Origin of the sequence: Methylocaldum marinum, assembly GCF_003584645.1 — a bacterium.
Lineage (GTDB): Bacteria > Pseudomonadota > Gammaproteobacteria > Methylococcales > Methylococcaceae > Methylocaldum > Methylocaldum marinum.
The window spans coordinates 627,276-649,233 of sequence record NZ_AP017928.1 but is presented as its reverse complement, the minus strand read 5'-3'; the positions used below and the strand labels follow the sequence as shown (position 1 = coordinate 649,233).

General features: G+C 60.9%; 14 protein-coding genes. 7 read left to right on the top strand and 7 right to left on the bottom strand.

The window, feature by feature from the left end:
• Positions 1-5 precede the first annotated feature (5 nt).
• From sS8_RS02860 to sS8_RS02835, 6 genes are all read right to left on the bottom strand, one after another.
• A complete protein-coding gene (locus tag sS8_RS02860; protein ID WP_119628336.1) occupies positions 6-7,226 on the bottom strand; it encodes a hypothetical protein in 7,221 nt (2,406 codons plus the stop codon).
• 503 nt (positions 7,227-7,729) lie between these two features.
• Positions 7,730-8,935: a glycolate oxidase subunit GlcF gene (gene glcF, locus sS8_RS02855; RefSeq protein ID WP_119628335.1), complete on the bottom strand. Its 1,206-nt coding sequence runs from the start codon at positions 8,933-8,935 to the stop codon at positions 7,730-7,732.
• Positions 8,935-9,996: a glycolate oxidase subunit GlcE gene (glcE, locus tag sS8_RS02850; protein WP_119628334.1), complete on the bottom strand. Its 1,062-nt coding sequence runs from the start codon at positions 9,994-9,996 to the stop codon at positions 8,935-8,937. The genes glcF and glcE overlap by 1 nt, the downstream gene beginning before the upstream one ends.
• A complete protein-coding gene (locus sS8_RS02845) occupies positions 9,996-11,492 on the bottom strand; it encodes an FAD-linked oxidase C-terminal domain-containing protein (protein ID WP_119628333.1) in 1,497 nt (498 codons plus the stop codon). Before sS8_RS02845 ends, glcE begins: the two co-directional genes overlap by 1 nt.
• 3 nt (positions 11,493-11,495) lie before the next feature.
• Complete coding sequence (locus tag sS8_RS02840) at positions 11,496-12,203, bottom strand: rhomboid family intramembrane serine protease (protein WP_119628332.1); 708 nt, start codon at positions 12,201-12,203, stop codon at positions 11,496-11,498.
• Between the two features lie 52 nt (positions 12,204-12,255).
• Positions 12,256-13,134 (bottom strand): hypothetical protein, encoded by an 879-nt coding sequence (locus sS8_RS02835; protein WP_119632585.1) that lies wholly within the window; start codon positions 13,132-13,134, stop codon positions 12,256-12,258.
• A 430-nt stretch (positions 13,135-13,564) separates the two neighbouring features.
• Here sS8_RS02835 and soxC point away from each other — a divergent pair, with 430 nt between their 5' ends.
• The 3 genes from soxC (at position 13,565) to sS8_RS02820 (ending at position 15,754) form a co-directional block, all read left to right on the top strand.
• Positions 13,565-14,845 (top strand): sulfite dehydrogenase, encoded by a 1,281-nt coding sequence (soxC, locus tag sS8_RS02830; protein WP_119628331.1) that lies wholly within the window; start codon positions 13,565-13,567, stop codon positions 14,843-14,845.
• A complete protein-coding gene (locus sS8_RS02825; protein WP_232020492.1) occupies positions 14,838-15,392 on the top strand; it encodes a c-type cytochrome in 555 nt (184 codons plus the stop codon). The genes soxC and sS8_RS02825 overlap by 8 nt, the downstream gene beginning before the upstream one ends.
• A 176-nt stretch (positions 15,393-15,568) precedes the next feature.
• Positions 15,569-15,754: a hypothetical protein gene (locus sS8_RS02820; RefSeq protein ID WP_119628329.1), complete on the top strand. Its 186-nt coding sequence runs from the start codon at positions 15,569-15,571 to the stop codon at positions 15,752-15,754.
• A 304-nt stretch (positions 15,755-16,058) separates the two neighbouring features.
• On the opposite strand, the gene sS8_RS02815 is transcribed toward sS8_RS02820, so the two are convergent.
• Complete coding sequence (locus sS8_RS02815) at positions 16,059-16,694, bottom strand: class I SAM-dependent methyltransferase (RefSeq protein WP_119628328.1); 636 nt, start codon at positions 16,692-16,694, stop codon at positions 16,059-16,061.
• Between the two features lie 480 nt (positions 16,695-17,174).
• Here sS8_RS02815 and sS8_RS02810 point away from each other — a divergent pair, with 480 nt between their 5' ends.
• The 4 genes from sS8_RS02810 to sS8_RS02795 all read left to right on the top strand — a co-directional run bounded on the left by sS8_RS02810 (position 17,175) and on the right by sS8_RS02795 (position 21,854).
• Complete coding sequence (locus tag sS8_RS02810; protein WP_232020491.1) at positions 17,175-17,858, top strand: SIMPL domain-containing protein; 684 nt, start codon at positions 17,175-17,177, stop codon at positions 17,856-17,858.
• Between the two features lie 1,565 nt (positions 17,859-19,423).
• Positions 19,424-20,203, top strand: coding sequence for a DUF6345 domain-containing protein (locus tag sS8_RS02805; RefSeq protein WP_119628326.1), 780 nt, complete (start codon positions 19,424-19,426; stop codon positions 20,201-20,203).
• Between the two features lie 44 nt (positions 20,204-20,247).
• Positions 20,248-21,321: a hypothetical protein gene (locus sS8_RS02800; RefSeq protein ID WP_145986392.1), complete on the top strand. Its 1,074-nt coding sequence runs from the start codon at positions 20,248-20,250 to the stop codon at positions 21,319-21,321.
• 113 nt (positions 21,322-21,434) lie between these two features.
• On the top strand, positions 21,435-21,854 hold the full coding sequence (locus sS8_RS02795) for a hypothetical protein (protein WP_119628324.1): 420 nt from the start codon (positions 21,435-21,437) through the stop codon (positions 21,852-21,854).
• Positions 21,855-21,958 lie beyond the last annotated feature (104 nt).

The following is a 21,958-nucleotide window of genomic DNA, read 5'->3' as shown; positions in this document are numbered from 1 at the left end:
GCCCGTTACTCCTCCCACACGGCTTTTGTCAACGCAATCTCGATGACCGCCAGGCGATCTTCAGAGCTGGCGAAATAGGGTTCCGGGACGGACGGCCGCACCAGATCGAGCCGCAGCTGTTGACCGCGGCTTCCGGGCTTGACCACGATCAGCGCCCGCTGATCGCCCGGTGCGCGGATGATGCCGTCCTCCGCGATGATGGCGGCCGATTCCGACGCCGCCTCCAGCTGCAGCCAGAGGCGTTCGCCCATCACCCAGCGCTCGGCGGGCGAAGAGCCGCTGTTGTCGACGATTTTCTCCGGGAATGGCCGAGCCCTCCAGAGCGGCTCGGGCACATCGAGCAAAAGCGCGGCGGGCTGAGGGGGATCGCCTCCGGCTTGCTCCCAGAACACCACCGCGCGTGGCTCGGGAGACGGATCCATCGGCTCTAGACCGGCCTGGATGAAGGCGTCGTCGAGTTCCGCGCCCTGCGGTCTGCGTCCGCCAAAGCGAGTCCGGATGTTATCCATGACCCCGTTAGCGGCATAGCGGTGCAGGATCTTTGCGGCCTGGATATGGTTGGCAAAATCGACCAGCTTGCCATAAGCCCCCGTCGAGAAGCTGCGGCGGTAAAGCCGAGGTCCCGACGCATCGGCGGGAGCGCCGAGATCCACCATCTCCACGTCCAGCTTGTAGTCCGTATACGGATCGAGCGGGATGGGCACGGTGACGGAGGTTTGCCGCGTGCGGTTCACGTCGATCGGAATGCACGGGGCAGTCTCCTTGATCACCTCCTCGAGCGCATCCTCCCACGGGGAGAGCACGCCCGCCCCGGCAGGCGTCAACTCGCCCCGGATCGGGAAGGGATGCAGAGCATCCGGCTGCGAGTTCGGATGATGCCCGGAAGACGCGGTAATGCGAATGCGAAGTTCTTTGTTATAGGCCGCGAACAGACGATCCACGTCATGGGTGTTGAACACGATGCGCACCGGCTCGGCTCCGAAAACGCAGGACTGGCCGTCGAACGGGGCGCTCATCAGTACCCACGGATCGAGTTTCGCCGGCGGCTGGGCATCGGTTCTGAACCAGAAGCTCTGTGCCTCCGTGCGCGCGGCCCCATCGCTCTTTCGCTTTCCAGACCAATTCACGGTAATCCTGTAGAGCGCGTCGGGCGCGAGCAGCGCGTCGTTCGTACCTGCCGGACCGAGCACCCTGGTGATCACCGCCCTCTCCTTCTCGATTTCCTTTTCGTCCCACTCGTAACGTTCGAACTCGGCGTAACGCAGGGCCTCGATCGCCGCCAGGTAATATTTCGGAATCAGATCCGAACCGGTCTCTCTTTCACCTTCAGCCGGCGGAATGACTCCGATCTCGATCCGATCGACTAGCTCATCGCCATTGACCGTCAGCAGCACTGGCGCAAACGCCTCGCCGGCCCGAGGATCCTCCGCCCAGCCCATAACATGGGCGACATCCTCGGCCCACGGTCCGGACCGGTCGGTCCAACGCGCCGGCAAGCTCCTTCCGGGCAGCGCGTCGGCTGCCCGGGCGTGGATGCGGAACAGCTCGCTACCGTGTTCGTCCAATGTCCGGACCACAACCCGCATGGCATCGAGAGGGCTTACATGGACGAAGAGCAGCACCGTGGCCTCGGTGAAGGCTCCGGTATGCAAAACGACGACATTGTCGAGCGGGCCGTGGGTCACTCCCGCCCGGTTCAGCGCCTCCGCCACCAAATTGCGGTTCGACGGGTCGCCGATGACGATGAGTTCACCGTTGTCCAGCATCGGCGCCTGCAACACCTTGGTCTCGCAAGACCCGCTCCGCGGGCCGCCATCGCCGGTCGGAACGGTGAACAGCGCTTCCAGAACTTCGCTGCGCGAGACGGCGTCTCCGTTCGCGAGACGATCGAGAACGGTGGCGGGATCGGCAATTTGTGCCGGAACCTCGGAAAGGCGTTCGATCTTCTCGGCCAGCCGGGGCGATGCGAGCGTAAGCTCGGAACGGTGTTTCAAAAGCGACAAGTTCGAGCGGAGTGCCTTCGCACCATCGGCCGGACTGGCCCCGGTGAGCGGGGCGGGGCGTGAGGCCGTACCGGCAAGATCCCGGCCATCGGTAAAACCGGAGCCGAGACCGCCGCCGATGCGGGAGACATCGCCCTCGAGCGGCTTCCCGGTAGGCAGGGAGTCTTGATTGCAACTGTACAGCGAGCCGACCACGACGGTGGGGACGATGCCCCGCAGGTTATCGATTCGAGTGCTGCCGGAGCGCCAGCGCTCCGTCACCCCGAGGTCGAGTTCGGGCGCCTCGGTGCGCTTGGACTTGGGGGGATCCGGCCAGGGGACGCCCGCCAGGTTCCAGCCGTCCGGAGACGATCCCAGCCTTTCGTACAGGAAAGTCCAGAGCACCGATGCGGGCGGAGCGACCTGGTCGCAGACCCATCCCCAGCGCTCACTGATAGACTGCTTGCGAATTTCGGTTTTCTCGATCGCCTTGGAGGCGGGTTCCGGCTCATAGGTAAACAGCGCGAGCTGCGCCACCGGCGTTTTCTCGGCGTGGTTGGAGAGCGTCCACCAGGTTGCCGGTGCATCCTCACCGAGTAGCACCGGACCACCGCCCGCCCGTTCGATCGTCACGCCGGTCACCCGATATTGATACGCCTCAGCTCCGCGCGGGGCATGAGCGTTCTGAGCCCCTGACAGACCGGAACGGCCCAGCACGGGTGCGCCTTCGAACCGCAAGTCGTCGGCCTGCGGCGGCATGACCATCGAGAGAACAGGAATCGAATCGATAGGCACGGTGATCAGATTTGGATCTCCAGGCGACGGCGCGGAATCGCCCTCGATGCCGTCGCCCAGGCTGACATCGATCGGCCGATCGACACCGGTACCCTGAACCAGCGCCGGCGATCGGCTCTTCAGCGACAGTTTGTCGACAAGCTTCGGCAAGTCCGGTTCGCCGCTGACACTGCCGATCTTGATGTGAACGCAACCCTCAATCTCGAAGAAGAAGGTATCGATATGGCCGCAAGCCTCGCCCTCGGCCTGCATCTGCATCCCGCCCTTTTCGATGACCTTCACGTCGAGCCTGGCCGAGGCACCGATCGAAACGACGTAGAGACGCAACTCGCCGTTGAGTTGGAAATGCCCCGCCAGGATGAACGGATCGAATCCGATGATCGCGTCCATGCCGCCGCCGACGCGGAGATACAGCCCGTCGTCGACGTCCCCGAAGATCATCGAGGCGGCGGCGCCCAAGCCCAGGGCAAACCCGGAGACCGCGGGCAGGTTCTTTGCCGGCAGGGCTTCGAGGCCGTTGCCCCTGACCATGAAATAACCGGTGCCTTTGACGATGCCGAGGACGTCCACCTCGATGGGGTCCCTGCGCTGGCCGAGATAGAAATGCCAGTTGGTGACGTTGACGAAATCGAAAGAGGCGTCCACCGGAATTCGAATTCGGATCAGATTCTCGATCGCGTATTCCGCGATCATGCCGATCAGGAAATGATGCCGGGTAATTTCGATAGCGGCGAGAATACCGCCCGAGGCGCCCATGCCGTCCAGTGCGGGCGGAGGCGAGATGATACGCGCGTTCATCACGATGAGAACCCGGGGCCCCGGCAACTCGACGAGCAGGGTGCCATCCAGATTCATAAGCACCCCGCCCTCGAGAGTGCCGAGTAGCGCTCCGATGCCGAACGCCCACTGATCGGCCTTGGGCTTCCACAGCACCGCCGACGTGTTCGGATTCGTCAGCAAGTGCGGCTTGCCCTGGGCGGCATCCAGCCAACGCAGGGAAGGCGCGGCGGCGGTGCTCCCGAAGTCGTCGTTGCGCTGGTAGTGCATCCCGAAAATTCCGCGAAAACCGTACAGTCCCAGCCCCGAGGCGCCCAGCGGAATGCCCACGGGCAGCTCGACATCGAGCCCGATGTAGACGCCCGTCACTTTCCGCTCGCCGTCCATGATGTCGGCAATCTCGAAAGCCGACGCCACCCGTAGGCCAAGCGGCCGCAGAGTCAGGTCGATCTGGCCGCCGATCTTGGTGGTATCCGGTGCATCGCCCTGCCCCAATTCCATGTAGCCGCGCCCGGCAATGGCGCCGGGAATGTCGATGCCGGCGCCGAACGCGGTCAGTTCCGGCGGGCGCGGCTCATCCAGATAGACGCGCACGCGGGCGCGGTCGATGGTGACGACGCCGAGGTCCACCCCGACCGCGAAGTCAACCTCGAAGGTGAGCGGATTGGTACGGGAAAGCCGCGCGGCGGCGATCTTGAGAATATTGTCGAACGGCGGGGCGATCCGGAGCGATCCGCCGCGGGCCACGTCGATGGTGTAACCGCGCGAGGCGTCGAACACCGGGCGCAGCACGAACTGGTCATTGTCGTCATCCTCGCGGTTGCCGAAGCGCAGGCCGATGGCCTTGTAGCGTACGGCGAGCGGATGCTGATTTTCAATTTCCAAAAGGTCGAAGCCGAAAATCGAAATTTTCGCCGACCAGTCAGCTTCCACGTCGAACAGAAAATAGCCTTCCAGTGCCCCGCCTCGTTCGCGCTGGAGATATTCGCCGCCGAACAGAATCACCCGTTCGACGTGGAACCAGGGCAAGGCGGCGACGACTCCCGGGATGGCCAGCGCCGCCCCGTCGAGCACTGCGTCTTCGATCGCTCCGCGATTTCCGCTCGTCATCTCGACCAGTAGCGGCCAGAACGAGATATAGGAACCCAGGAGAGTAAGCCAAAAATCCTTGCCCGGGTTCGGCTGCTCTCCCGGCAACCATCCCGCGGCCAGAAGTCCGTCCGTGTCGGCTGGGTCCGCCCCGATCTGGAGAAGCGTAGTGATGCGGCCGGAGGTCTGGTCCGACTGGCAGTGGACCCGGAGCATCGTGATGCCGTCAGCGGGATTATCGGGAGCCAGCGGTGCGCCGTTCCGCAAGGTTCGAAGTTTCGACGGCGTCGATTCCTGAGTCCCGCCGGACGCTCTGAGGCGTTCCTCGGCAGCCGTCTGAAAATCGATCTCCACGGCGATCTCGCCCGCTACCAGGGTATTCTTGAACAAGCGCATCTTGATCCTGGCCGAGCGGAACCAGCTCGGCGGCGGCGGCGCATCGGGCGGCGGCGGATCTCGATGGGGGATTACTGGCGGGGGCGAGGTTTCCGGACGCGTCACCGTCGCGGTGCCGTTCTGCTCGGGCCGGCCCAGATCGGACGGCAGGGTCACCGTGGCACGCCAATAATCCCGCTCGGCAGGAGCCCCGTGTTTTTTCCAGTTCTCCGTCCAGCCAAAGAGGTCTTCGTGTTCGGCCGGATTGCGCGGCTCGGGATCGATAACGAATTCGAAATTCTTGTCCTTGAAGATTGCTTTCAATCCTTCCCGCACGGCGATAGCACGCCTTCGCGCCAAGGCATAATTGTAATCGCGCCTGGAGGTCGTTCCACGACCGTCGTAGCTCGCTTCCCCAGTGACCATCAGCGTAGCGAATGCCGGCACGTGCTCCTGAAACACATCGCGATAACGCTGCAGCGCCGCCTCTCCGCCGGGTTCGCGCAAATCCGACCGCAGCCTGCCATTGGCGCGCGTCGTCCATAGATTTTCGGAAACGCTCGCATAAGCACCGAGCGCACTGGACTCGTTCGCCGGCGAGACCGACTCCGGCTCGTCCAAATAAAAATAGAAATCAAGTTCGCTCGGAACGGGAACCTCCGGCAAACGCGCCTTGACGGTAACATTCGCGCCCGCCGGAACGGGAACGGTGAAGCTGACGGCGGGCCCCGTCTCGCCGGGAGGCCCGCCGACTATGGACCACATGACGTTGGCGTCCTGAGGATCCGTGGTAAGAATGACATCACGGTCGGTTTGTCTGGCTATGACGATGCGCGGTGTGCCGCTCGCCGGCGGATCGATGGCCGCCGCTTCGACCGGCAAGGGCTGCTCCCCGGGAATGCCCAGCACCTCCTGGGGCGTACGCTTGCGCGCCTCGATCGAGAACGTGGCCGCCTTCGCCGCTCCCCCGGTGGCATCCTGCACGCTGATCAGCAGGGTTTCGGGCTCATCCGACAGGTCGATTTCGAACAAACGCCCGTTCTGAGGCTGGCCGCCATTCACCGCCAGCGAACACTGATAAGGCGGCAGTCCACCCTGAATGTCGACCACCATGCGGGTCCGCTCGGGCAGTAAAACGCTGGCAGTGGTCGCGGACAGGCGATCGATGCCGTAGGCCTTGTTTTCGGCATCGAAGAAACGGGCATTGAGAGCAAGCTCCCCCTCCCCCTGATTGATCAGCGCCACTTCGAAATCCCCGGAGACGCCGGCGCTGTCGCCGAAACCAATCAGCAAATCCTCGATGCCTGCCTCGAAGGCCAAATCGCGGGCGCCATCGGGTGCAATGAAAATCCGCGCCTCCGGGAGATAAAGCCCCGACCAGTCGTCGCCGAACCCGAATTTCTCGACGACCGCAGGCGGAGTGGCATTGGCGGAAAGATCGAGCACCGCCTTGCGGAAGCCGAATCCGATCACGCGATCCTGCGGCCCGCCGACGAACGCGTAAGGCGGATCCATCGAGACCAGTTCCGCCATATCGATGTCGCCCGGATCGTCGAGACCTTCGACCCCCGCGGACACCAGCTTAAACGAGAGCTGGCTGTTCAGCGCGTTGCCGTGGGCCAGCCGGAAGCGCAGCTTCGGCAGACGGATGGCGACTTCCTGGAAATCGGGATCGGGAACCAGCGATCCGCGGTCGGTCATTTTTGCCGGATGCAAGAACGGCGGGCGTATCGATGGCGCATTGATGATGAAGTCGAAGACGAATCCGCTGGAGGGGTAATCACTGGGCGCCCCGCTGGACGAGTTCGGGTTGGGGTCCCAGAAGTCGAATACGTTGCCGGCCGGCGTAAACCCGGCGGCGGTGAGAGTGCCCGCAGCCGAGGCAATAATGTCCGAGGCTTGGCGCGGGACGAACAGCTCGAAATCGATGGTGGTTTCCCGGATATCGAAGATCGGCGACCTGCGCTGCGGATCAAAAGGCGGCGCCGTTTCGGTGTTCTGAGCGTCAACCACGAGGCGGCCGCCCTCTACATCGATGCGCGCCGAACCATTGATCTCGGCTTTGCCGCGAATCACCGTACCGAATCCGTCGGATGCCGTTTCGAAAGATACCACGCGGATGGTGGAGAGGGCGGCGTGGTTCGCGCCGAGATTTTCCCCTTTCAACAAATAAGGAATGACGAGATCCGCGAGCGCAAGATTTGGCATGACTCCCCCTGAGATTTTCCTACCTTGTTGTTTTTTGCTAGGACTTCGGGTCTCCGGACGGAAGCTCAGACGTTCGTGAGCCGTACTCGGGAAATCCGCACCTATTCAGCGATCGAACCGTTCAGCGCCTTTTCGCTTAGCATCGAAAATCTTTGCCGACGCGTTACGGCTGGCAAGCAGCAAAGCCAAAGGGCGGCGCGCTTGACCAAAAGTGAAGCCGTGATGGTTCGACAGGCATCCGCCGGCCGCATGTCGGCAACCACCCGGGGTCCTGCCGTGAGAGGACCGCGTCGGGCCAGCGCAAGACGTCGGCTTGAACCTTGTCTTGAAAAATCGGGAAAAACGGCCACGTCTTCCCCGCAAATAATGAGAGTCGGGATTCAGTCGATGGGCGCGAATATAGTAATGTTTTTATTACATTGTCAATCAATCGTGACAAATTTGCTTATACACAATGAACGTCCGTACCAGCGCTCATTGCCCCCCCCCCCACACGGACGGGATCAAAACGGAAGCAGCTCGATCCAATGGCGGACCGGCACCTTGGATCCGGACTGCAAGTGAGCCCGGCAGCCGATATTGGCGGTGGCGATGCATTCGGGACGGCCCTCTTCCAGTGCCCGGAGTTTATCGGCGAGAAGCTTTTGGGAAAGATCGGGCTGCAGAAAGGCGTAGGTTCCCGCCGAACCGCAGCAGAGATGCGGCTGGTCTACGGGGGTCAGCTCGAATCCCAGGTCGGACAGCAGGGGTTCGACCAGCCCGGCCAGTTTTTGCCCGTGCTGCAGCGTACACGGAGAATGGAACGCTATTCTGCAAGGCTTCGATTTCCGCAGCGGGGACAAATCTTCTCCGGCCAGAATTTCGCCGATATCCCTGGCCAGCAGGGAGACGCGTTCGGCCTTTCCGGCGTAGACGGGGTCGTGTTTCAACACATCGCCATATTCCTTGAGCATCAATCCGCAGCCGCTGGCGGTACTGACGATCGCCTCCGCCCCTTGTTCGATATGCGGCCATAAGGCGTCGATGTTGCGCCGCATGAACGCCGTGCCCTCCTCGTGCGCCGCAAGATGATAGCTCAAGGCGCCGCAGCAACCGCTGCCCTCGCCGCGAATCGCGCTGATGCCGAGCCGGTCCAGGACATTCGCGGCGGCGGCGTCGATACCGGGCGCCATGGCGGGCTGCACGCACCCTTCCAGCATCAGTACCCGGCGGGCATGTCTCGCGGCCGGCCACGCCGGGGCCGGAGCTTTGTGTGGAATCTTGGCGCGCAAGGTAGCCGACAAGATAGGCCGGGCCAGCCTGGCAAGTGCCAGTGCCGCGCCGAAGCGCTCGGGATACGGCAGCAGCTTGCGCAGTGCCCATCTCTGTAGGCGTCGCAGCCAGGGACGCCGGACCTTCTGCTCCAGCATGCCCCGGCCGATATCGGCCAGCCGGCCGTAGCGGACGCCGGATGGACAAGTCGTTTCGCAGGCCCGGCAGCTCAGGCAGCGATCCAGGTGCAATTGCGTCCTGGCGGTGACCGGCTGGCCCTCCAGCATCTGCTTCAACAGATAGATCCGCCCGCGCGGGCCGTCCAATTCGTCTCCCAGGAGCTGATAGGTCGGACAGGTGGCGGTACAGAAGCCGCAATGTACGCAATTTCTGAGGATCGCATCCGCCTCCCGGCCTTCGGGCGTGTCTTTGACGAAATCGGCGAGCTTCGTCTGCATCAGAAATCCTCGTACAACCGGCCGGGGTTGAACAAACCCTTGGGGTCGAACGCCCGCTTCAGATTCGCATGCAAAGATTTCAAACCGCCGGTCAGGGGCTGAAATACCCGCCCGTCATCGCTCCGTCCCCGAAACAGCGCGGCATGTCCGCCCGCCGCTTCGGCCGCCCGAAATACGGTCTCGGCAGACGCATCGGTCTTCAGCCAGCGCAGCGCGCCGCCCCAGTCGTAGAACCAGGTACCCGGTAAATTCAAGACCGGAGTGGCCGGTGCCAGGGATATCCGCCAAAGAGGGCTCTCGGTACTGAAGAATTCGTGGCGCTGTTCGCGCAAGTCCTCCCAGAACGCATCGCCCTCCTCGCAAACTTCCCCGCCGAATTTCCGGTGTACGGCATCGACGGCCCGCTCCGAGCCCGACAGGCGCGCGTAGACTCGGGTACCGTCGTGGGCGAGTCCGGACAACGGCCACGGCTCGGAACACCAACGGTTCATGTCATTCAAGGCGTCCTCGACGGTTCTTTCGAAACAGACCGTCAGCTCGCGTTCGGGCTTGGGCGCCAGCTTGATCGACGCCTCCAGGAGCACCCCCAGCGTGCCCATGGCGCCAACCATGAGCCTGGACACATCGAAGCCGGCCACGTTTTTCATGACTTCGCCGCCGAACGACAGTATCTCGCCTTTGCCGTTCAGAATCCCGCAACCCAGCAAACAATCGCGCGCCGAACCCGCATAGGGCCGACGCGGCCCGGAAAACCCGCAGGCGAGCGTGCCTCCGAGGGTTGCACCCTCACCGAAATGAGGCGGTTCGAAAGGCAGAATCTGGCCGCGCTCGGCCAGAACGGATTCGATCTCGGAAAGCCGCGTGCCGCAACGCGCGGTCATCACCAATTCGGTCGGCTCGTAGCGCAGGATTCCGGTGTGCCCCGCGGTTTCCAGCACGCTGGCGGCGGCTTTCCTGCCATAAAACGCTTTACTCCCGCTGCCGACGATCATAAGCGGCGTTTCCGGGTTTCCCGCGCGCAATACAGCTTCACACAGGCTCTCACTGAGATCGGCGTCCATCAGAAACGCTCCAGCTCGGGATGTGCGATCTGTCCGCCACGGACATGCATCGCGCCGAATTCGGCACAGCGGTGCAGTGTCGGAACCGCTTTTCCCGGATTGAGCAAGCCTCCGGGATCGAAAGCCCGTTTGACCGCATGGAATTGGGCCAGTTCGGCCGCCCCGAACTGAACGCACATCTGGTTGATCTTTTCGACCCCGACGCCGTGCTCGCCGGTAATGGTCCCGCCCGCATCGACGCAAGCTTCGAGGATTTTTCCGCCCAGCTCTTCCACCCGCTCCAGCTCGCCGGATTTGTTCGCGTCGTACAAAATCAGAGGATGCAAATTGCCGTCTCCCGCATGGAACACATTGCCCACTACCAGCCCATAATGCGCCGAAAGCTCGGAAATCCGCCGCAGCACCTCGGGCAAACGCTTGCGCGGAATGGTGCCGTCCATACAGTAATAATCGGGCGAAATCCGCCCCGCCGCCGGGAAGGCTGCCTTGCGGCCCGCCCAGAATCGCTTGCGCTCGGCTTCGCTGGTCGATTGACGCACCCCGGTCGCGCCCTGAGTGCGGAAAACATCCCCCGCCTTGAGGAGATCGCTTTCCACCTGCTCGCCGATGCCGTCGAATTCGCAGAGCACGATTGCCGCGGCATCGATCGGATATCCCGCGTGCACGAAATCTTCCACCGCCCGTATGGTGATGTTGTCCATCATCTCGAGGCCGGCCGGCACCAGACCGGCGCCGATGATGGCGGCCACCGCTCTCCCCGCCTCCTCGACGCTATCGAAAGAGGCCAATAGCACCTGCGTGCAAGGGGGAATCGGCAGCAGCTTCACGGTAACCTCGACGATCACGCCCAGCAATCCCTCGGAGCCCGTGATCAATGCCAACAGGTCGTAACCGGGTCCGTCGTATCCCGATCCGCCCAGTGTCAGGAGTTCGCCATCCAGGGTGACGAGCCGCACCTGAAGGACGTTGTGCACGGTCAAGCCGTACTTCAGACAATGAACGCCGCCCGAGTTCTCCGCCACATTGCCGCCGATGGTACAAGCAATCTGGGACGACGGATCGGGCGCATAATAAAGTCCGTAACGCGCCGCCGCCTCGGAGATGGCGAGATTGCGAACCCCCGGCTGGACCCGGGCGGTGCGGTTCGCGCGGTCGATCGCCATGATCCCGTTGAATCCGGCGAGACTCAGCAGTACGGCATCGGCGACCGGCAATGCGCCGCCGGAAAGTCCGGTGCCCGCGCCCCGCGCAACCACCGGGACACCGTGCTCCCGGCACAGACGGAGCACGGCCTGCACCTGTTCTATCGTTTTCGGCAGAGCGACGATCCAGGGCAGCTCCCGGTATGCGGAGAGCCCGTCGCACTCGTAGGGACGGAGATCCTCGGGATCGAACAGCAGCCCGTCTCCTCCGACATGCTCGCTCAACAGGCGCAGAAAGCGGTTGCGGTCGACACCATGGGAAATCCGTTCGGACGGATGGACACGGTAAACCATGAATCAGGTCGAATGACTTCGGTAATAGGAGTCGTCCTTGCGTCCGGCGAGCAGAAACAGGCGGTAGGAGAGCATGCCGGCAATGAAACCGCCGAGATGCCCGAACCAGGCGACGTCGGCGAAAGGCTCGTCGGACGGCAGTCCGACGGTGACTTTGTAAAGCTGGATCATCACCCAGATCCCCAGGAAGGCGATGGCCGGCACCTCGACGAACCAGGGCAGGAAAAACATCCAGATCACCACGCGAGCGTAGGGAAACAGAAAATAATAGGCGCCCATGACGCCCGCTATCGCGCCGGACGCGCCGATCGTCGGGATATTGGAGTGGGCGTTGGTGTAGACGTGGACGATTCCGGCAGTCAAACCGCAAAGCAGATAGAACGCCAGAAACCGAACGCTGCCCATTCGATCCTCGACATTGTCACCGAATATCCAGAGCAGCCAGAGATTGAGAACCAGATGAAGCGCTCCGCCGTGGATGAACATGCTGCTCACGAACGGCGTGTAATCGCCGACCGGGAACCCGACCCGGGCGGCCCATTCGGGATTCGTGTACCGCGCCGGCACCAGCCCATGCAGATTCAGGAAATAGTAAAGGTCCTGTTGGGACAATGTCTCCGCATAGACATAAGCGGCCAGGTTCAAAACGATCAACGTCCAGGTCATCCACGGCGTGTATCGGGTGGGAATCGTGTCTCGATACGGAATCATCGTTCCATCCTGAATTTCAATCCTTCCGCCGGGCGCATGGCCGCTCGCCGGCTCACCGCTTCCTCGCCCTGGCCCGAAAGTCGATAAGGGCATCGGTGGCGCCGATCAACGCCAGCCCCACCACGGCATATACGAAAGCGAAGATCAGAGCCAGGTAAGGCGGAGCCAACCAGCCCCAATGCATGCCGCGCATGGCAACCAGCCCGTGGATTACCGCCAATCCCACGAAGAAATACATCATCATCCCCACTATGAGGAGATCGGCCACCATTATCACGTTCACGGCACCTGCTGCCCAAAGCGCACCGACAACCACGGGCAAGGCCAGTCGCGGCAGACGCAGACGGCGAAACTCGGGGCCGAATCCACCGGGATTGTAGAGCAGCGACTGCAACCAGCGGGCGCACAACAGGCTGAGCATCAGCCCCATCCCGTAAAACCCGGCAACCAGGCCGTTCATCAGGCGCAGGGTGCCTTCGCGCTCGAAGCCCTGAACCGTGGCTCCGGGTACCGCAGCGACGGTGCGCATCAGCCATGCCTGCCAGAACGCGACGACATCGCCGGTGACCAGATGCATCACCACGACGAAGGCCGCGGCCGCCAATCCCACGATGATCAGGGCCAGCCCCTGAGACTCGGTGCGCCGCAGGGCTTCCGCGGCAAACAGCAGGGGCAGCCAAAGTGCGAACACCAGCGGAAACTTCAATCCGGGCCGAAGCTCCATCATGAACCAGCCGGCCCACACCAGGACCGCGGCGCCGACCGCAACGACGACCCCCTCCGGCCAGCCTCTGCGTAACGCCACAAGCCCGAGAACGGCAGCGCTGAGCAGACCGAAAGGAAGCACTTTCAAAGAGAAAATCCCGAACAAGCCGGCGACCAGGATCGCATGCATCCGGCCGCGCATGATAAAGGCGGCGAAATCACTCATCGCCCGCCACCCATTCAAGAAAGCTCCGATCAAGTCGCCCGACAGGCTCAAAACGAACGGGAACATTCTGATTTCGTCCGCGGCGAGCTTGTCGAAAGTGCTCCTGAACCCGCGGAATCGCTATCATCGCTTTCGACTCGTTCAGAGCGTCCTTGGCTGCGCCTAATGGGCTGCGGCCGGTTTGACCAGGTTTCTTGCTCTTTTGTATTGCCTTAACCATTACCTTGATTTGTCGTTAAGATTCTTCTTGGTGTCCGGGGCAGGCGGTCATGTCCCGCTCCCGCACGCTGCTTCGATTATCGCCTCGCCAAGGAATCTTACCGATTCTCGACTGAAAGGCGAGAAACTTTTTCTCCCCCACGCCACCATGGCGCCTTCCGATTCAGAGTAAGATCGACAAGCGTTTACTTGCAAAAATAAAGGTTGCGCAATGAGCGACAAGAAGGCAAACGAGCCCGAAAACTTGCCACCCGCCGCCGATGGGGGTTTATTGGACCGTCGACTGTTTCTGAAGAAGGGTTTGAGTTTCGGAGCCGGCGCCGCGCTCGTCGGACGCCCCTTTCGGGCTTCGGCGGACGAACCGCCGCCCTGGATGAAAACGCCGGGCGAGCCTTTCACCAACTATGGCGTCCCCTCGCCTCACGAAAAGGAAGCCATACGCTGGATCTCGGCCAATTCCGCCGCACCCGGCAACGGAATTTCCTGGACTCCCCTGCACAAGCTCGAAGGGATCGTTACCCCCAACGGCCTTCATTTCGAACGGCACCATAACGGTGTACCGCAGATCGATCCGCATCGACACCGCTTATTGATTCACGGGCTGGTCGAAAACCCTCTGTCATTCGGCGTCAACGACCTCCTGCGCTATCCGATGGTCTCGCGCCTCTGCTTCGTCGAATGCGGCGGCAACAGCAACGCCGGCTGGCACGAGGAACCCATACAGACGCCCGTCGGCTATTTCCACGGTCTGGCATCGTGCAGCGAGTGGACCGGCGTTCCCCTCGCCATCATCCTCGATGAGGCGGGACTGCGGCCCGACGCCCGCTGGCTCGTTGCCGAAGGTGCCGATGCGGCAGCCATGAACATCAGCATCCCGGTCGAAAAAGCCTTGGACGACGCTGTGCTCGCGCTTTATCAAAACGGCGAGCGGCTGCGTCCCGAGAATGGCTATCCTTTGCGGCTGATCGTGCCGGGATGGGAAGCGGTACTCAGCGTGAAGTGGCTGCGCCGCTTGCAGGCGGCGACCGGCCCGGTCATGGCCCGCAACGAAACCGCCAAGTACACCGAGTTACTGCCCTCGGGCAAGGCCCGGCAATTCACCTTCGTGATGGAGGCCAAGTCGATCATCACCTTTCCCTCGCCGGGCCGGCATCTTCACGGTCCCGGCCTTTACCAGATCAGCGGCCTCGCCTGGAGCGGCCGGGGCCGGATCAAGCGGGTCGAGATCTCCGCCGACGGCGGTCGTAGCTGGGCGGAAGCCGCGTTGCAGGATCCCGTCCTGCCCCAATGTTTCACGCGTTTCCGCCTGCCCTGGCGCTGGAACGGCGCGCCCCTGGTGCTCAAAAGCCGCGCCGTCGACGAAACCGGATATGTGCAGCCTGAACGCGAGGCGTTGATCGCGGAACGCGGACGGCATGGTTATTTCCACTATAACGCCATCGTCTGTTGGGCGGTGGCCGCCGATGGCAGCGTGAGTCACACGTATGGGTAAGCATCCCGCCCCGAGCCGGTCACCCTGGTGGCTGGCGGCGACACTTTGGCTCGGCATGAACGCGGCCGCAGGCGCCGCCCCGGAAGGCCCCAAGCTCGGGCGTCCCGCTTCGCCCGGAGAAATCGCCGGCCAGGACATCAACGTCTTTCCCGACGGCTCCGGCCTCCCGCCCGGCCAAGGCACGGCTCGGGAAGGCAAGCCGGTATACGACGCGGTGTGTGCATCCTGCCACGGTCCCGCCGGCATCGGCGGGAGCGCCGGGGAGCTCGCCGGAGGCGGTTTGCTGACCGGTCCCCATCCGGACAAAAACATCGGTACTTATTGGCCTTACGCCACCACCTTGTTCGATTTCATCCGCCGCTCGATGCCTTTACATGCACCGCGTAGCCTGAACGACGATCAAGTTTACGCGGTCACGGCTTATCTCTTGCTTATCAACGATATCATCGGCGAGCGGGAGGAAATGAACGCCGGTACATTGCCGCGAGTCACGATGCCGAACCGGAACGGCTTTATACAAGTCTGGCCCGAAGTAATAGTGCAATAAATTCGGCGCACACTTTGTCGGTGTATCCCCAGTGGGCCTTACACCCGGGTTGGTCGACCGGCCCGAGTGCCCTGCCGGGACGATACCGGCTCGACCAAGCCTATCGAATGGACTTGGATGGTCTGCTTTTTGCTTGACTATCTTTTTCGTATCGTTATGAAGAGGGGAAAGGACGCATGTATAACCATACGCCTTTGTGCTGGGTCGGCGAACAATGCCGCCAGCCGGCAGTGTACGATCTCAGAAAGCCCATGAACGTGCCCGGACTGACCGGCGAGCACCGATTTCTATGTGAAGAACACGGGAAACGGCTGTCGAAGAGATATCGGCAGAAGTACCGGATCGGCAAGGCGCAACGGTAGTGCATTTCGAACACAGGACGATTTCGAAACAGCCAATGGAGCGATTTCCGACAAACTCGAAACCTGCCGCTCTCGCCTTCCGTTCGTTCATCCTGCACCCTGAACAATCCGCTTTTGCAAACGCAAACCGCACCATGATGACGCCGATTCCCGACAATGATGCGGTCTTTCGGAGCGTCTCGAACTAGCCCGTCAAGCCGGACTGTCTCGGAGCTTCCGCCAAAGAACCCGGTAGCGGCAATGGCCGGTCCAGCCGAGTCGAAGGGCCTGTCCTGGACCATCGAAGGACTTAACCAGATTATCCTTAAAGGGTATTCGGGCGTCGCCACACGCTGGCAAGCCAGGGTTGTTCCGCTCGTGGCAAGCCGGGGGGCCGGTAAAAATGCTCGAGTTCCACGAAACCTGCTGCGGTCATTCGCCGGCGCCATCCATCGAGATCATGATAGGCGCCGTAGCGGCCGCGATTCCAGCCTTCCTCGTTGTTGCCGCGCGGGTTGGAACTGAACAGGACGCCGCCCGGCTTGAGCGTCGCGTACAACTCGCCGAGCACCCTCGGCAGTTCCTGGGACGGAATGTGAAACATTGTCGCATTGGCAAACACGCCGTCGAAGAAGCCGGGCGGAAGGTCGAGCCGGAGAAAGTCCTGCTGCCAGACCTCGCATTCAGTCTCGGCCCGCGCCATGTCGGCAAAACGCTCAGCCCCCTCGAGTCCCACCGCGATATGGCCGCGCCTGACGAACTCCCTGAGGTCGCGTCCCGGTCCGCAGCCGAAGTCGAGAATCTTGAAAGGCGGATCGTTTTCGATATGGCGCAGCAGCGCATCGATGTTCTGACTGACATCGTGGTTCCACGTTCCGTTCCGGAACTCCTGCGCATGTTGGTTATAGTGGGTCAGCGTGATGTTTACGATCTTGCTGAGATCGTCTGGGAGTAGTTTCATGCTCGATACGTCAATTTGGATACTTGCAATGCAGTCGTAGCAAATTCCGCGCCCGCGTTTTTTGGCACATTCGCAGGCGCCCGGAGTGTACGACGGAGCCGCGGAAGAGCGGCGAGCGGAATATCGGGATGGTCGCCGGTTGTCGACACTCGTGCGAGCCTGCCTCGAAGTTTTCTGTATTGCTCAGGCACAAAGCGCGATTTTCTGTTCTCACCATCGGGAATCGCCCTTCGACCAAGCTCAGGCCAGGCCCTTCGACGGAGCTCAGGACAGGCATCGCTTGCGATTGATCGGGTTCGCTTCGCTCTTCCTATCCTATACTGGACTACCATAGAAAACTCAAATTACCGCACAAGACGTGAATCCGATTGAACTTCCGGAACAAGAAATACGTGCGAGAAACCCGAAATTTTTGGCATTGAGCAAGGGGATGGTTTGATGAACAACTTTGGCCGAATTGAAATTCTATTGGCTACTGTAATGCTCTCTCTGGGGATCGGGGTGGCCGGCTACTTCGTGGGGCAAACGCTATATAACGCCAAGGTCGGGATTAATACGGCGGAAGTGAAGGGTCTGGCGGAGAAGCGGGTCGAGGCGGATCTGGCCCATTGGCAGATCCGGTACACCGTGTCCGGAAGCGGAACGACTCCGGTGTCGGAGCTGTATGAAAAGTCGGAAGCGGATCGGGCGCGGATCGTTTCGCTGATTCTCGAGAGCGGCTTTGAAGACGCGGAAGTTTCGCCCGGTGTCATCGACTATGAAAAGAAAGAGTTCCGGGACGACAAGCAAACGCTGGTCGAGGAGCGGCACGAACTGGTCGGATCAATCGACGTCGAAACCCGAAAAGTCCGCTTGGTGTCGGAGGTGAGATCGAAACTGAATCGCCTGATCGCTCAGGGGCTCGACATACAGAATGATGCGCCGACTTATCACTTCACGAAGTTGAACGAGATTAAACCCGAGATGGTGAAGGAAGCCACGATGAACGCTCGCGTCGCCGCCAATCAGTTTGCCTCCGACGCGGGCGTGAAAGTGGGCGGCATCAGGGATGCACGGCAAGGCGGTTTCGTCATTCGCGATGTCGGCGAGGAATACGGCGACACCAAACGCATTGAAAAAGATGTCCGGCTCGTCACGACCATCACCTTCTATCTCACCGATTGATTTCGCCCCTGAAGCCGGGACTGCCTCCTGAAGACCAGACAAGTACCGGTGCGACGTTTTCGGGATACAGTTCCGACCCCGCGGATGACTATTCCCGGATCACCGGCATGGCCGGCACGGTGCCGCGGCAACAGCCCGCCGAGGATCATTTGAGCCAGCCGCGATAGAGTCTTTACCGGCCGGCTCTGCCTCGTTTGGCGAATGGGCAGGCGCCGCGTCTAAACGACGATCGACGCCCCGCGGTTTCACTATGCGCGAGGCAGCCGGAGAGGGCGGAGTTGCAAGGAATTGCGTCCCCCTCTGGACATGTCGGCGCGGCCGCCGCATTCGGCGTTTTGTGCGCCGGTTATGGCGAGCGTTGAGGCTGTAGAAAAATTCTCAAGGCGAAAATTTCGCTCGTGACTAATCAACGGGTTACAGACACACAATTGTTCAAAAGCGGGGTTTTTCCACACCTCGTCAGCCATGAACGCGATAAAGTTTAGAACATCCATCGTAGGCGGTTTCAGGTACCTGATTCTTAGCCTGATCCCATTGCTTTCCAGCCTTTTTCTCATGATCCCATTTGATATGAGAAATGAGCTTTCGTGATGGCTAATACTGATTTTTTATCTGATTGGATTGTCAATTTTATTCCTTTTTATCTATTTCGTTTTACAAGCCATTTCGATATCTCCAAGATTTACAGTTTCGGATAGATCATTGACCATTAACGGACTGCTATACCAACATGTTACGTAGCACCATCGTCGACCCAATGGTTGCAGCACGCGTTTATGTCGCGTATGGCAACATGAGCAAAGCAATTCAGGTATTGCAAGCAGCCCTTCTTACCCATCCCTCACGAACCGACATAAAGCTTTACCTGGATGAGCTCTGCACCAAACCACTCCCCCACCCGGGAATCGAGACGCGATCGGCTAGCCAATAAAAATCGCGACGATCCCGCAGCATCAACGCCGACGGAAAAGTGCCTCCTTTTGTGCGCACGACGTAAAGTAGAGGGCAGGCTGTCTTGGCCGTACGCCGCCCAATCTCGGTTACCGGCTTTTTCCCGGGCGGTGCCTCATTGGTGGAAACGTAGTCCTGTCGGTCTTTCCTCTCGTCAAACCCTGCGCACAACTTTCCGGACACGGCTTTCCGATGTTCTTCTCACAGGGGCACGTTCCGATGGACGTGACACGCCTCTGCCGACCATGGTTTCCGGACCCCGAAATTCCCTGCCGGGGTGACGTCATTCGCCTTGACTTACAGCGCTCCCCCCTTTCCCTCATGCTCCGTTTTCGACTCTCCCTGGCATAGCGGAATATGAGAATAGGCTATAGGCCGCTTCTTGCATGAAAGAGCATTGGTAATATTCCCTTTCCACCAGTGAATACATCACAGAAATAGCCGCCTTGATTACTTAGGATATTAGTCACTTCCAGCGAAGTATGGAAGTGGATGCAGAAATAACCAATATAGGCACCGCTATTACCTATTATCTGCTCCTTTTTGTACTTTCCATGTCAGTTATATGACTGGAATCGGCATTATTAAAACATATATAAGGTAAGGAGAGAGATATGATTCCCGGCAAGAAACATTCCCTGAGCCTTCTGGCGCTTTTCGGATTCGGAATGGCCCTGAGCTTCGAGACGGAAGCCGCGGCGCGCTTCGGCACGGGCTGTCAGTCCGACTACGAGAACAACTGGCGGGATGAACTCCCGCATGTCTGGAAACGCTGCGGCTGGTTCAATAACGAATTGGACGATACCGACACCAAGGTCTTCTACTACAACCTCCACGATGCCAAATGGTGGTGGGAAACCGGCGGCGACCAACTCACCCTGGACAATGTCAACCTTTTCTATGCCAGCACTCACGGCGGAGGTTGGTCCGACCGGTCGGTGTGGACCATGTGGAACAAGAACACCCGCGCCGACTCCACCCAGATGCGGTTGGGCGACGAGTCCTATGGGTTGAGCATTCTGGCCACCTATGCCTGCGAAACGCTCAAGTTCAACGATGGCAAGATGTGGACTCGAATGGGCGCCATCTTCCGCGGGGGACTCCGCATCGCTCTAGGCAGCCATGACAAGCTGTACGACTCCATCACCACCGACGAGACCGGCGAGGATTTCGCCGACAACCTGCAGAAAAAGCACACCATCCAGTACGCCTGGAAGGACGCCAACTCGGACTGGGCGACCAGCCAGGACGTCACCGTCATGGCGACCGGGAACAGTGCGGCCAGTTGCGCGAGCCGGCGGGACAACATGACCTGGCAGAACTACACAAGCTATGGGCGACTGCGCGACGGTGCCATCACGTACTACTGCTACCGATATTGGAGCGATCTCTGATGTGCCGTATGACTTTTCCCAACCGAATCCAGGTGACCGAAACCATGAAAACTCTGCATGACCTCAAACACAAGACCGTCGCCCCCCTGCTCGCCGCCGCGGGGCTTTCCCTGATCTCCGGCGCTTCGTACGCTGCCGACTACCCGGAGCGGATCGCTTCCGAGGAGCGCTCCCGGCGAGTCGGCGTGGGATTGGACGAGGTATCCTTGTTGAGCCGTGTCCAAGGGCCGGGCGCCGAGAAGATAGCGTCGGAACTGCTGAGCCGGTTCCATTCCCTGCCTAGTGCTGTGCATACCTCGGACCGCTATCGGAAGGAAGCGAACGAGAAGCAGATCTCCCTGGTCAGCGACGAAGGCTGGCATCTACAGGTGTTCGCCGATGGGAGCAGCGTGCGCTATCGCAACTACCGCTACTTGAGCGAGACCGGCGCCAAGCTGGCGCGTCCCGTGGCAGAACGTTTCTCGCAAGAGCAACTGGAGAAAATGGGGCGGAATTTCATCGAGGAAAACCTCCGCGATTTGGTGGCCTTGGGTGAGGATGAGCAACTGGTATCTTTCTTCAGTCGGTTCGAAGTGACCGGCGGCGGTTCCACCAAACCGGGTGCCCGAATGGATCCGGAGATGGTTCAGGCCAGCACCGTGGTGTTCACCCGCACCGTCGGCGGACTGCCCGTGGTCGGCGGCGGTTCCAAGATCGCCGTCCTCTTCGCTAACGACGGCCAGCCGGTAGGGTTCGATTTCGATTGGCCTCGCTACGAGAAAACCGGCCAAGCCCAGAAGGTGCTCTCTCTGGACGAGATCAAAAAGCGGGGGCAGGAGTATTCTCCTCTCAAGGCCGACGATCCCGCCGTGAAGGAAGTCCATTTCGACTGCGGCTACGTGGACTTCGGCGCCCGCAAGCGGGATGTCAAAGCGCCGGTTCAGGCTGGCTGTCTACGTCAGGCGGCGAAGAAGTCGATCATCGACCGCGAAGCCTATGCGCGGGACAAGAACTCCGGCCACGTTTTAAGCGCCAGCCTGGATTACTTCCCTGCAGGTGCGACCGTGGAACCCGATGCGGTTTGGGAAAGCGCCCGGAAACCGGAAGGTACCGAGCCTCCATCGGCCGGTACGCGTTGAGCGTCTAAGTGACGGCGAGGGTTTCGGGCTGCGGTAAACCGCAGCCCGAAACCCGTTTCTCATGATCCATGAATCGAATTGAATTGAACGCCTGTTAGGAGGAATCTTCCGCCATGAACAAGTGGCTTTTGCTTTTTACCGTTCTGGCTTTGACGGGGATGATCTCTCGCCTGGGCTTGCTGAATACGGACGAGCCTGCCCATGCCAGCCGGTCGTCCGCGCCGCTCCATACCCACGCCCACGGCGAAAAACCGAAGTTTTCCCCGCCTCAGGTCCGAACCGCGATAGCCCCGCCGGAAGACGGATTCGATGTGCCGACGACGAAATTCCACGCGATTGCCGATCGCGCCGTCCCCGTTGCTGGGATTGCGTCTTCCCGCACGGAGCGGCGTCCCGTGGAAATTCCGGGAACCCTGGTGCCGGAAGATCTGGAATGGCTGGAGACCACAGCGGAAAATGACGTGCCCGGGGCGGACGCGATGTCCTGGGAAGACCCATACGGCGGAAAGTGGCGTGACCAGGGCGGTGGATGAGCAGCCACGCCGCGAACTTTCGGGTGCTTTCAGGAATTGGGCGAGGCAGTAGTCGATCGCGTTGACGTTGATGAGAAAATATTCAGAGTATCCCTCACGTAGAA

What these genes read in the sequence shown, in the direction of transcription:
- sS8_RS02860 (WP_119628336.1), bottom strand. Translation starts at nt 7,226, where the DNA reads ATGCCAAATCTTGCGCTCGCGGATCTCGTCATTCCTTATTTGTTGAAA.
- glcF (WP_119628335.1), bottom strand. Translation starts at nt 8,935, where the DNA reads ATGCAGACGAAGCTCGCCGATTTCGTCAAAGACACGCCCGAAGGCCGG.
- glcE (WP_119628334.1), bottom strand. Translation starts at nt 9,996, where the DNA reads ATGGACGCCGATCTCAGTGAGAGCCTGTGTGAAGCTGTATTGCGCGCG.
- sS8_RS02845 (WP_119628333.1), bottom strand. Translation starts at nt 11,492, where the DNA reads ATGGTTTACCGTGTCCATCCGTCCGAACGGATTTCCCATGGTGTCGAC.
- sS8_RS02840 (WP_119628332.1), bottom strand. Translation starts at nt 12,203, where the DNA reads ATGATTCCGTATCGAGACACGATTCCCACCCGATACACGCCGTGGATG.
- sS8_RS02835 (WP_119632585.1), bottom strand. Translation starts at nt 13,134, where the DNA reads ATGAGTGATTTCGCCGCCTTTATCATGCGCGGCCGGATGCATGCGATC.
- soxC (WP_119628331.1), top strand. Translation starts at nt 13,565, where the DNA reads ATGAGCGACAAGAAGGCAAACGAGCCCGAAAACTTGCCACCCGCCGCC.
- sS8_RS02825 (WP_232020492.1), top strand. Translation starts at nt 14,838, where the DNA reads ATGGGTAAGCATCCCGCCCCGAGCCGGTCACCCTGGTGGCTGGCGGCG.
- sS8_RS02820 (WP_119628329.1), top strand. Translation starts at nt 15,569, where the DNA reads ATGTATAACCATACGCCTTTGTGCTGGGTCGGCGAACAATGCCGCCAG.
- sS8_RS02815 (WP_119628328.1), bottom strand. Translation starts at nt 16,694, where the DNA reads ATGAAACTACTCCCAGACGATCTCAGCAAGATCGTAAACATCACGCTG.
- sS8_RS02810 (WP_232020491.1), top strand. Translation starts at nt 17,175, where the DNA reads ATGCTCTCTCTGGGGATCGGGGTGGCCGGCTACTTCGTGGGGCAAACG.
- sS8_RS02805 (WP_119628326.1), top strand. Translation starts at nt 19,424, where the DNA reads ATGATTCCCGGCAAGAAACATTCCCTGAGCCTTCTGGCGCTTTTCGGA.
- sS8_RS02800 (WP_145986392.1), top strand. Translation starts at nt 20,248, where the DNA reads ATGAAAACTCTGCATGACCTCAAACACAAGACCGTCGCCCCCCTGCTC.
- sS8_RS02795 (WP_119628324.1), top strand. Translation starts at nt 21,435, where the DNA reads ATGAACAAGTGGCTTTTGCTTTTTACCGTTCTGGCTTTGACGGGGATG.